We start from the raw sequence: 12,141 nt of genomic DNA on the forward strand, positions 1-12,141 counted from the left end.
GGGTTTAAATTGGTTGGTTTATTAATTATACTATCCCTTGTGCTAACATGGCATCGGCTACTTTTACGAAACCAGCAATGTTTGCTCCTTTTACATAGTCTGTATATCCTGATGCATCTGTACCGTATTTTACACAAGCTTCGTGGATGTTTGCCATGATATTTTTCAATCGTTGGTCAACTTCTTCCGATGTCCAACTTAAACGCAGAGAGTTTTGCGACATTTCAAGACCTGAAGTAGCTACTCCACCGGCATTTGAAGCTTTACCCGGAGCGAAAAGAATTTTTGCATTTAAGAATTCAGTAACTGCTTCCGGAGTTGATGGCATGTTAGCACCTTCGGCAACACATATACATCCATTGGCGATTAGTGTTTTTGCTTCGTCACCGTTTAATTCGTTTTGCGTTGCACATGGCAATGCGATATCACATTTCACTTCCCATGGACGTTTTCCGGCTACGAATTTTGCAGAAGGATATTTAGCCACATAATCAGAAATTCTTCCGTAGTTTACGTTTTTGATTTCCATGATGTAAGCTAATTTCTCAGCATTGATTCCGTCAGCATCGTAAATATATCCTGAAGAGTCAGAAGCTGTAACTACTTTTCCCCCAAGTTCAGTTGCTTTTTGGATAGCGTATTGTGCTACGTTTCCAGAACCGGAAACCACAACAGTTTTCCCGTCAAAGCTTTGTCCTTTGGTTGCTAACATGTTTTGGGCGAAATAAACATCACCGTAACCTGTAGCTTCGGGACGGATTAATGAGCCCCCGAAAGTGATTCCTTTTCCGGTTAAAACTCCGGTAAATTCGTTTCTTAACCTTTTATATTGACCGAACATATAACCAACTTCTCTTCCTCCAACACCAATATCTCCGGCAGGAACGTCAGTATCAGCACCGATATGTTTAGCTAATTCCGTCATGAATGCCTGGCAGAATTTCATGATTTCGATATCTGATTTTCCTTTAGGGTCAAAATCAGAACCACCTTTTCCGCCACCCATTGGTAATGTTGTCAAACTGTTTTTGAATGTTTGTTCGAAAGCAAGGAATTTTAAGATACTTAGATTTACTGAAGGGTGAAAACGAATTCCGCCTTTGTATGGTCCGATTGCTGAGTTCATTTGGATTCTGTAACCGCGGTTTACTTGAGTGTTTCCGGCATCGTCAATCCAGGTTACGCGGAACATGATTACTCTTTCCGGCTCCACCATTCTTTCCAAAAGCATTTTGTTTTGGTATTTTTTATTTTGTTCGATAAACGGAATTACTGTTTCAGCAACTTCCATAACTGCCTGCATAAATTCTGGTTCATGACCATTTCTTTTTGCAACCAATTCCATAAATGCGTTAATACTTTGTGACATAAATTATACTGTTATATTTTTTAAGAAATCGATTTCGTAAAATCGGACAAATATACATTTTATTCAAATAATGCTGTTATTTTTTTTAAATTCTCATTGTTTTTATACTTATGTCAAGAAAACTTGAATAAACCTATTAAAGTAATGGCATTTAAAACTTTTTACTTATTTTTTCGTATATAAATCAAGTATTTTTTATTTTTTTTTATAACTGATTGATGTTTTTATATATTTGTCGAGATTTGAACTAATTAGTATGCAAAAGCCCAAAAATTTTATCATAACCTTACTACTGTTATTTGGTTTGTCAAATAGCGTAAATGCTCAATTTGGATTTTCCCACGAAATTGGTGCCATACTTGGTCCAGTTGCTTTTCAGTCGGATTATGGTGAGCGTCATGATTTTGCTACCAATGCCGGGAATACCGGTTATGGTATTGGGATAATTCATTATTTGAATTTTTCTTATAAAGCTGAGTGTAATTGTTATACTCCGGAAACTTATTTTAATGATCACTTTAAATTAAGAAGTGAGTTGTCATACAACAAAACCGAATTGCAACATTTTGGAAGATGGGTTGATGATAGCAGAACCAGTTTAATGGCCAATCAATTAAGAGCAATGAGAGGTAGTACTGCTGTTACTAATGTTGGTATGCAATTGGAGTTTTTCCCGTTGAGTATTCGAGAATTTACGGCTACTTTAGGTTCGTTTGCCCCTTTTATTAGTTTGGGTGGACAATTTAGTTTTTACGATCCAAGAGCTTGGTCAGAACTTGGCCCTTTGAATACGCCTATTTCAACACCAATTAAATATTATGATGCCACAACAAATGACGGCGGAACTGTTTGGTCTATAGTTTCCAGTATTGGTTGTAGATATAAATTAAGTGAACTGTCTGATTTGATGGTTGATTTAAGATGGCAATATTATTTCTCTAATTGGGTTGACGGTTTGAATCCGGATCCAACAATTTATACTGAGAACAGAGCCAACGATTGGAATGTTTGGTTTAATGTTGGGTATATTTATTATCTTCAATAGAAATTTACGCTACTCTTTTTCGACAGCATCTTTATAATCCGGATATAAAAATTTGTTATAAGGAAACCTTGTTATGTGAATTTTTCTCACAGCTTCGTATACTTTTTCTCTGAATTCTTCAAAATTCTCTTTATTAGTGGCCGAAATAAATAAGGTGTTTTTTTCTCCAACATTACTCATCCAAGTCGTTTTCCATTCTTCTAAAGTGTAATGCTTTGATGTTTTTTCGGTAATTAAATCATCGGCTTCAATTTCTTGATTTTTAAATGCATCGATTTTATTAAACACCATTATCGTTGGTTTATCATTGCTCTTTATATCCTGCAAAATCTGATTCACGGAGCTTATATGTTCTTCAAAATCAGGGTGCGAAATATCAACAACGTGTAATAATAAATCTGCTTCGCGGACTTCATCTAACGTACTTTTGAAAGAATCTACCAATTGAGTTGGCAGTTTTCTAATAAACCCAACGGTATCTGAAAGCAGAAAAGGCAGATTTCGAATAACAACTTTACGAACAGTAGTGTCTAAAGTAGCGAATAATTTATTTTCGACAAAAACTTCACTTTTGCTAATTACATTCATTAAAGTCGATTTCCCAACATTGGTATAACCAACCAAAGCAACTCTGACCATTGCACCACGATTACTTCTTTGGACAGACATTTGTTTGTCTATGGTTTTTATTTTTTCCTTTAACAAAGCTATTCTGTCGCGAACAATCCTTCTATCAGTTTCTATTTCTGTTTCGCCCGGACCACGAAGACCGATTCCTCCTTTTTGACGTTCTAAATGCGTCCACATTCCGGAAAGTCTTGGTAATAAATATTGGCATTGTGCTAATTCTACTTGGGTTCTTGCATAAGAAGTTTCTGCTCTTTGTGCAAAAATATCCAGAATCAAATTGGTTCTGTCCAGCACTTTACAATCAAGGATTTTAGAAATATTCTTTTGTTGAGATGGAGACAATTCATCATCAAAAATCACTGTCGAAATATTTTTTTCTTTAATGAATAAACTAATTTCGTCCATCTTTCCGGTTCCTAAAAAGGTCTTAGGATTTGGTCTCTCTAATTTTTGCGAAAATCTTTTAATGACTTCACCACCAGCAGTATAAGTTAAAAACTCTAACTCATCCAAATACTCTGTTAATTTTTCTTCATTTTGATTTTGTGTAACTATTCCAACTATTACAGTCCTTTCAAAATTAATAACTTCTTTTTCTAACATTTGCTTTTTTGTTCTTCGACAAAATTAAACATTTGAAAATTAAAAAAACATATAAATAGTCTTTCTTTCTTAGTGACAAAGGCCGTCGTTTTAGTTAAAACTGGATTTTTCGGAAACAATTCACAAATAATTCATAAAATTTACTAAATTTGGGCTTCAAAATCCTAAAAAAAATTAATCAAAACAACTCAAAATTTTCATTTCATGAAAAAAATTACTTTACTACTACTGTTCTTATTCTTCTCTATAAGCGGCTATTCTCAGTTGGCTTTGGAAGGATTTGAAAACACTACAGGTCCTGATGTTCCTCCTTCCACTAACTGGACTTTAGGAACAGGAAATTGGGCCGTATTTGATACTAGCGGGTCTAGTGTGAACTGGGAAATTAATAGCGCATCAACCTCTCCTCCTACTGTATACAATGGAGTTAACGCTGCTTATGTTAACAGGGAAAACATTGGTGCCGGAAATACTTCCGAAGAATATTTGGCAACGCCACCTGTGCAAATTCCAACCAATGGAGTATTACATTTTTACACAAGAATGTTTACCAGTGGAAACCAAGGAACTATTTACCAGATAAAAGTAGCCTCTGTAGCTACCGGATCGCAAACTAACCCTAATGACTATGTATTAGTGCAACAATGGTCAGAGGATGAATTAATTACTCCAACCTCCAACTTTAATATCTATACAGAAAAAACCGTTGATTTAGGAACCGCTTTTGCTGGTCAATTCGTTTATGTAGCCTTTGTAAAAGTATTTACCCAACCTGACGGTAATATTGGTGGTGATAGATGGTTAATAGATGATGTTAGTATTGATGCACAATGTTTAACCCCAACAGGATTGGCTTCTTCTGTAATAACTGCAAATGGAGCTACCTTAAACTGGACAAATCCTAATGGACCGGTAAACGGGTGGGAAATAGAAGTTGTACTAGCATCCGGAACTCCAACCGGAGTTGCAACGCATACAACAACTACCTTCCCTTATGTAGTAACCGGATTGCTTCCAAATACTGCTTATAAATTTTATGTAAGAGCAATATGTACCACTGGATTTTCGAGTCCTTGGTCCGTAGCTTCCCCAAATTTTACAACATTAGTAGCTCCGCCTGTTTGTGGGGGTAACTTTGTAGATTCTGGTGGTATTGGAGGTAATTATTCTAATAATGAAAATCTGACTACCACAATTTGCCCTGTCAATACAGGAGATCTAGTGACTGTTACTTTCACTGCATTCAATGTTCAAAACAATACAGACTTTTTGAGAGTTTATGATGGTCCTGATGCAACTGCCCCATTGTTAGCGAGTTTAACCGGAACAGCATTACCTCCTGCAATTACTGCATCTTCGGCTTCAGGGTGTTTAACATTTGTGTTTACCTCAAATGGAACTACAACTGCTTCGGGTTGGGCAAGTAATGTAACTTGTAATCCTCCTCCTGCTTGTAGAATTCCTACTGCCTTAACTAGTAATACTATTACAACCAATTCTGTTATTTTGGGATGGACACAACCTGCAAATCCTGATACAAGTGTGGCAACTGCATGGCAAGTTTTAGCTTTACCATGTGGTTCGCTTCCACCAACAGCTGGTTCAACAGGTTATGTTGATGCGACTTCAAATCCGTTCACACTAACAGGACTAACTCCTGCAACATGTTATAATATATATGTAAGAGCGGTATGTAGCGGGCCAACGACTAGTGGATGGACAGCAGTGCCGGCAACAATTACGACACAATTAGCACCGCCAGTTTGTGGAGGTAATTTTGTTGACACTGGTGGGTTAACTGCAAATTATCCTAATAATGCTAATCAAACTACAACCATCTGTCCTACTAACCCAGGAGATGTTGTTACAGTAACTTTTACTGCGTTTAATACACAGCTTAATACCGACTTTTTAAAAATATATGATGGTGATGATGCCACTGCTACTTTATTAGCAAACTTATCAGGTACTACTTTACCTCCTTCATTCACATCTTCTGCAGCTTCAGGATGTTTAACATTTGTATTTACCTCAAATGGAACTACTAATGCTGCCGGTTGGGTTGCAAACATAACTTGTGCTGCACCGCCAACATGCAGACCACCAACAGCTCTTGCATCCTCTGCTGTTCTTTCAACTTCAGTTACATTGAACTGGGTACAACCTGCAAATCCTGATGCTTCAGTTGCTACTTCTTGGGAAGTTTTAGCATTACCTTGTGGCTCTCCAGCGCCAGATGCGGCTTCAACAGGTTTTGTGACTGCAACAACAAATCCATTTACACTAACCGGATTAACTCCTAATACATGTTATGCAATATATGTTAGAGCTGTATGTTCTCCTTTACCAAGTACTTGGTCTGGTCCAGTGACAATAACAACTCAAATTGCACCACCTGCTTGTGGTGGTAATTTTTATGATCCTGCGGGACCAACGGCGAATTACACAAATAATTTAGACTCAACTGTAACCATTTGCCCGACTACTCCGGGTGAAGTTGTAACGGTTACTTTTTCTGCGTTCAATACCGAAGCTACATGGGATGGATTATACGTTTTTAATGGTAATTCCATCACATCTCCACAAATTGCCAGTGCGAATGGTGCCGGAAATGTACCTGGAGGATTAGCGGGGTCTTATTGGGGAACAGTAATTCCTGGCCCTTTTACTTCTTCAAGTGTTGACGGTTGTTTAACTTTTAGATTCAGAACTGATGGAAGTGGTACATTTGCCGGATGGGCTGCTAGTGTAACTTGTGCACCGCCACCAACTTGTATAGCTCCTACAGCAATAACAAATAATACTGTTACTTCCAACTCAGTTACATTAAACTGGACACAGCCTGTAAACCCGGATAGTAGTGTAGCATCGGCTTGGCAAGTTTTAGCATTGCCTTGTGGTTCGCCAGCACCAGATGCTTCTGCAACTGGGTATGTTGATGTTACTACAAATCCATTTACGTTGACTGGATTGACTCCGGCAACATGTTATAATGTATATATACGTGCCGTTTGCTCAAGTACTGACAGAAGTACCTGGGGTGGACCTACAACTTTTACAACTCAAGTTGCTCCACCTGTTTGTGGTGGGAATTTTGTTGATGCGGGTGGACCTACAGCAAATTATCCAAATAATTCAGATTCAACTGTAACCATCTGTCCGACGACTCCTGGTGATGTTGTAACAGTTACTTTTTCTGCGTTTAATACTGAAGCGAACTGGGATGGTCTTTATGTTTTCGATGGTAATTCAATTGCTGCACCTCAGATTGCAAGTGCGAATCCTGCAGCTAATGTACCTGGTGGTTTAGCCGGATCATATTGGGGAACTGTTATTCCTGGTCCATTTACCTCTACGAGTGCTGATGGTTGTTTAACATTTAGATTTAGAAGTGATGGATCGATTAATAATCCTGGATGGGTTTCTACTATAACTTGTGCCCCTCCGGCAACTTGTAGAACTCCAACAGCAATTACATCTGCCAACATTACACATAATTCAGTTGTATTAAACTGGACACAACCTGTAAACCCGGATACTAGTGTAGCATCAGCTTGGCAAGTTTTAGCATTACCTTGCGGTTCTCCATTACCAGATGCAGCTTCAACAGGGTTTGTTGATGTTACTTCAAATCCGTTCACACTTACCGGATTAACTCCATCAACATGCTATGATATATATATAAGAGCTGTATGTAGTGTAACCGACATTAGTACTTGGGGAGGTCCAAGAACAATAACAACTTTAGTAGCTCCACCTGTTTGTGGAGGTACCTTTGTAGATGCAGGAGGCCCTTCGGGGAATTATGCAAACAATTCAAATATTACTACCATTATTTGTCCAACAAATCCTGGTGAAATAGTAACCGTAACATTTACTGCATTTAATACTGAGGCAAACTGGGATGGTCTTTATGTTTATGATGGTAATACCGTTAATCCGGCTACCCAAATTGCAAGTGCGAATCCTGCTAACAATGTTCCTGGAGGTATTCCTGGGTCATATTGGGGAACTGCAATTCCGGGACCATTTACATCAACAAGTCCTGAAGGCTGTTTAACGTTTGTTTTCAGAAGTGATGGTTCCGTTAATAATCCTGGGTGGGTTGCAAATGTAACTTGTTCTCCAGCACCTACTTGCGCTAGACCAACTTCACTAACAGCAACTAGTGTAACTCAGACTTCTGCTGTTTTGAGTTGGACTCAGCTCCCTAATCCTGATGGATCGACAGCAACAGCTTGGGAAATATTAATATTGCCAGCTGGCTCACCTGTTCCAACTGGTCCTGGTATTCCGGCAACAAGTCCATACATTGCAAATGGATTAACTGCAGGAACAGCTTATGTGTTTTATGTTAGAGCAATTTGCTCTCCAACAGACGCAAGTGAATGGTCAGCATTTAATTTTGCAGCACTGCCTGTTAATGATGAGTGTGCTAATGCGACATTTGCAATCGTTAATCAAAATTTAAATTGCGTTCAAACCACTAGTGGTACATTATCCGGTGCAACAGCATCTCTTCCTGCCACGACTTGTGGAGGTGCAGGCGCTGCTAATGACGATGTTTGGTTTACCTTTACGGCGACTTCTATTACTCATATAATTTCATTCAATAACGTTACTCCTGCTACTGCTTTAAGTTACGCTATTTATCAAGGTGATTGTAATGGTTTAACTCAAGTTGGCTGTAATTCAGGTGCTGGCTTAATTGCTGGAGCAACATATTATATTAGAGTCTTTTCAACAGGTACTGTTCCGGTATTTACAAACTTTGATTTGTGTATAGGAACTCTTCCTTGTACAGAAGCTCCAGCATTTTGTACCGGACAAACAGTAACATATGCCAATTCAACAGACGTTCCTAGTTTAGGTCAGATAGGTTGTTTATTTACTTCGCCTAATCCTGCATTTTTCTTTCTACAGGTAAATCAAGCTGGGCCGTTAAGTTATTTAATTTCTCAGGTTGATAACGGCGGAACTCCAAGAGATGTGGATTATGTGGCTTGGGGTCCATTTACAGATTTGAATACGGCTTGTACTGGTGTTCCAGCTAATCCATTAGCGCAAACTGTGCCAATTCCAACTCCTACTACTGGATGTCCGGGGACACTTCATGCGTGTAGTTACTCTACTGCACCACAAGAAATTATGTGTATCCCTAACGCTCAGTTGTGTGAGGTTTATGTTATTATGATAACAAACTTTTCAAATCAAGCCGGAACGGTAACATTTACTCAAACTAATTCTGGTGGTGGAACAACTGCTTGTTTCCCTATAAACACATTTAATTATCCTTCTACCTATTATTGTCAAAACGCTGCTAATCCAACACCTGTCTTAGCTCCGGGTGCGGTTGCTGGTGTATATTCATCAACAGCTGGACTAGTAATTGATCCGGTAACCGGGACTATTGATTTGTTAGCCAGTACACCGGGCGCATATGTAGTTACGAGTACTTCTGCAACAACAATAGGAGGTGTTTGTAGTACAATACCATTTATTACCACTACAAGAACTGTTATAATTACAGCTCCTGCAAGTGCAACTATTTCATACCCTGCAACAACCTATTGCAATAGCATAACCTCTCCGCAATCTGTTTTACGAAACGGTACGGCTGGAGGAACGTATTCTTCAACACCTGCCGGTTTATTATTAAATGTGATCAACGGGGATATTATACCTATTGCTAGTACACCTGGATTATATACAGTAACTTATACTATTCCGGGGACTGGTGGTTGTCCTCCTTTTTCTACACAAACACAAGTTGAAATATTGGCTTCACCTATAGTTTTACAGGCTAATGTCACTGCATGTGATACATTCACTTTACCAACGTTAGGTGTTGGCAATTATTACGCTGCAGCTGGTGGAGTAGGTACTCCTTTAGATGTGAGTGTTCCTCTTACGAGTTCACAACCGGTATATATATATGCTGTAGGTACAAATGGCTGTATTACTGAAAGATCATTTAATGTGACCATTAATACTGTTCCGGCACCAACATATACAGTTACACAATCTACCTGTACAACACCATCAGGTTCAATTACGGTTACATCACCTGTATCTGCCGGTAATCCGCCTCCTGCCGATTTGTTCATCTCTGAAGTTACAGATGCCGATACCGGATCTTTATCTTATGTTGAGATATATAATGGAACGGGAGCTAGTGTAAATTTAAACAATTACAAACTGAAGTTTTATACTTGGGGAACACCGCCTACTGCAGAAAACTTCTCATGTGATCTACAATTGGCCGGTACTTTACCAAATAATAGTGTGCATATTGTTGCCGTTGGAAGTAATACTAATCAAGGTGGTGTGGTTCCGGATCAAGTTTTCGCGGCAAGTTGTGGTGGTGTTAATATTAATGATAATATTAGATTAACAACAACTGCAGGTGTTGAAATTGATTTATGGGGTGCAACAGATGGTTCTACTTTTACTCCAAGTAATCAAACTGGTTACACTTATAGAAGATTAAACACTTCAACTGTTCCTAGTTTGTCATGGAATCCTGCAGATTGGACTGAGTTAGATCCGGAAGATTATACCAATGTAGGAAGCTATTCTTATACAGTTTCTAATTATCAGTATAGTGTTGATAATGGGCCATTCCAAACCGGAACACTGTTTAGTAATTTAGCTATAGGGGATCATACTCTTGTAGTTAAAGATTTGTCTACTGGTTGTTTTTCAGCTCCAGTAACTGTAACTGTCAATCCTCTTAATCCTATCACCGCAGTTACAGGATTTAGCTATACAACTCCTGTTTGTCAAAATGCAACTCCTAATCCTACACCAGGCGGTTTTGCTACAGGATTTACAACTGGTGGAGTATATTCAGAAGATCCTTCAACTAGTGGGTTAGTATTTGTAAACACATCAACTGGGGAAATAGATTTAGTGAATTCCACAACGGGATTACATACAGTAAATTATACTGTAGCAAATAATCCTGGTTTATGTTTAACTGGTGGGCAAAGTTCTGCAACTATTGAAATTAAACCAACCATAATTCCAGTTATCGGATTTACTTATACAACCCCTATATGTAAAAATGCTCAAGCCACTTTATCTCCAAATCTAGCTGCTGGTTTTAGTAGTTTTGCTACGTTTTCTGTTACGCCATCAACCGGTTTAGCTATTAATTCAACTACTGGAATCATTGATTTGGCAAATTCTACACCTGGAATTTATTCGATAATTGTTGATGTTCCTGCTGATCCTGCTTCTTGTAGAGTAAGTGCGACAACATTGACACCTTTTTTACTTGAAATAAAACCAGTGGTTACATTAGTAACAGGCTTCGATTATGATACTCCGTTCTGTGCTAATAGTGGTTCTGAATTACCTAATCTTGATCCTGGATTTACAACAGGCGGTATCTTTAGTTCAACAAATGGTTTGATAATAAATCCTTCGACAGGAGCTATAGATTTGACAAGTACACCTGGAGCATATACTGTTACTTATACAGCGACTCCTAATGTCAGCAATTGTGAAGTTTCAACTCCGGGAACAACCCAAGTAATGATAATTCCTCCAGTAACTATTGAACTTACTGGTGGATGTCAAAGTGTAAATTATATTTTAACTGCTAATGGTTCATTTACTCCTGAAACAGCAACCTTCTCATGGCATAATGCCGCCGGAGTAGAGGTTGGTACTCAGCAAAGTGTAACCATAACAGAAGTTGGTGTTTATACTGTAACTGTAACTGTTGATGGATGTTCAACCGACTCAATGCCATTCGATGTTGCTTCAGTATTCTGTATTATACAAAAAGGTATTTCTGTTAACAATGATGGGTTAAATGATACTTTTGACCTAACTGGTTATGATGTTAAAAAGTTAACTATATTTAACAGATTAGGAATGAAAGTTTACTCACGCAATAATTATGTTAATGAATGGGGTGGAAAATCAGATGATGGAGATGAGCTTCCTGACGGAACCTACTATTTCATTATTGACAGAAATAACGGTGAAAACAAAACAGGATGGATTTACATCAATAGAGCACAATAACATAATATATAATTTGCATTCAAAATAAAACAAAAACAAAATGAAGAAAGTATATTTCATTGCGATATTGGCTTTAGCAATTACAGAGTTAAGAGCACAGCAAGACCCGCATTACACACAGTATATGTACAATATGAGTGTGATGAATCCAGCTTATGCTGGTTCAAAAGAAAGTGTATCAGGAGGATTCCTCTACAGAAAACAATGGGTTGAAATTGAAGATGCTCCTACAACCGGAACATTCTTTATCCACAGCCCGGTTGGCAGAAACGTAGGTTTGGGACTCTCTGTAATCAACGATAAGATTGGACCGGTAGAAGAGACTAATATTTATGCTGATTTCTCTTATACGCTTAACTTAGGTGGTGAGCATAGACTAGCCTTTGGTTTAAAAGCCGGTGCAACGATGCACAAAATCGATTTCAATACTATTTATCCAACATTACCCGATTTAGGT

General features: G+C 38.2%; 5 protein-coding genes. 3 read left to right on the forward strand and 2 right to left on the reverse strand.

Annotated features, from left to right (window positions below):
- Positions 1-25: 25 nt before the first annotated feature.
- A complete protein-coding gene (gene gdhA / locus L1S35_RS03025) occupies positions 26-1,369 on the reverse strand; it encodes an NADP-specific glutamate dehydrogenase (RefSeq protein ID WP_236396454.1) in 1,344 nt (447 codons plus the stop codon).
- Between the two features lie 256 nt (positions 1,370-1,625).
- On the opposite strand from gdhA, the gene L1S35_RS03030 reads away from it, so the two are divergent.
- Complete coding sequence (locus L1S35_RS03030; RefSeq protein WP_236396456.1) at positions 1,626-2,414, forward strand: THC0290_0291 family protein; 789 nt, start codon at positions 1,626-1,628, stop codon at positions 2,412-2,414.
- 9 nt (positions 2,415-2,423) lie between these two features.
- On the opposite strand, the gene hflX is transcribed toward L1S35_RS03030, so the two are convergent.
- Positions 2,424-3,647, reverse strand: coding sequence for a GTPase HflX (gene hflX, locus L1S35_RS03035; RefSeq protein WP_236396458.1), 1,224 nt, complete (start codon positions 3,645-3,647; stop codon positions 2,424-2,426).
- A gap of 204 nt (positions 3,648-3,851) precedes the next feature.
- Between hflX and L1S35_RS03040 the strand changes: the two genes are divergently transcribed.
- Positions 3,852-11,684, forward strand: coding sequence for a fibronectin type III domain-containing protein (locus tag L1S35_RS03040; RefSeq protein ID WP_236396460.1), 7,833 nt, complete (start codon positions 3,852-3,854; stop codon positions 11,682-11,684).
- Between the two features lie 40 nt (positions 11,685-11,724).
- The coding region (locus tag L1S35_RS03045) for a PorP/SprF family type IX secretion system membrane protein (RefSeq protein ID WP_236396461.1) at positions 11,725-12,141 on the forward strand (417 nt) is incomplete at its 3' end.

Source organism: Flavobacterium anseongense (genome assembly GCF_021608185.1).
GTDB classification, from domain to species: domain Bacteria; phylum Bacteroidota; class Bacteroidia; order Flavobacteriales; family Flavobacteriaceae; genus Flavobacterium; species Flavobacterium anseongense.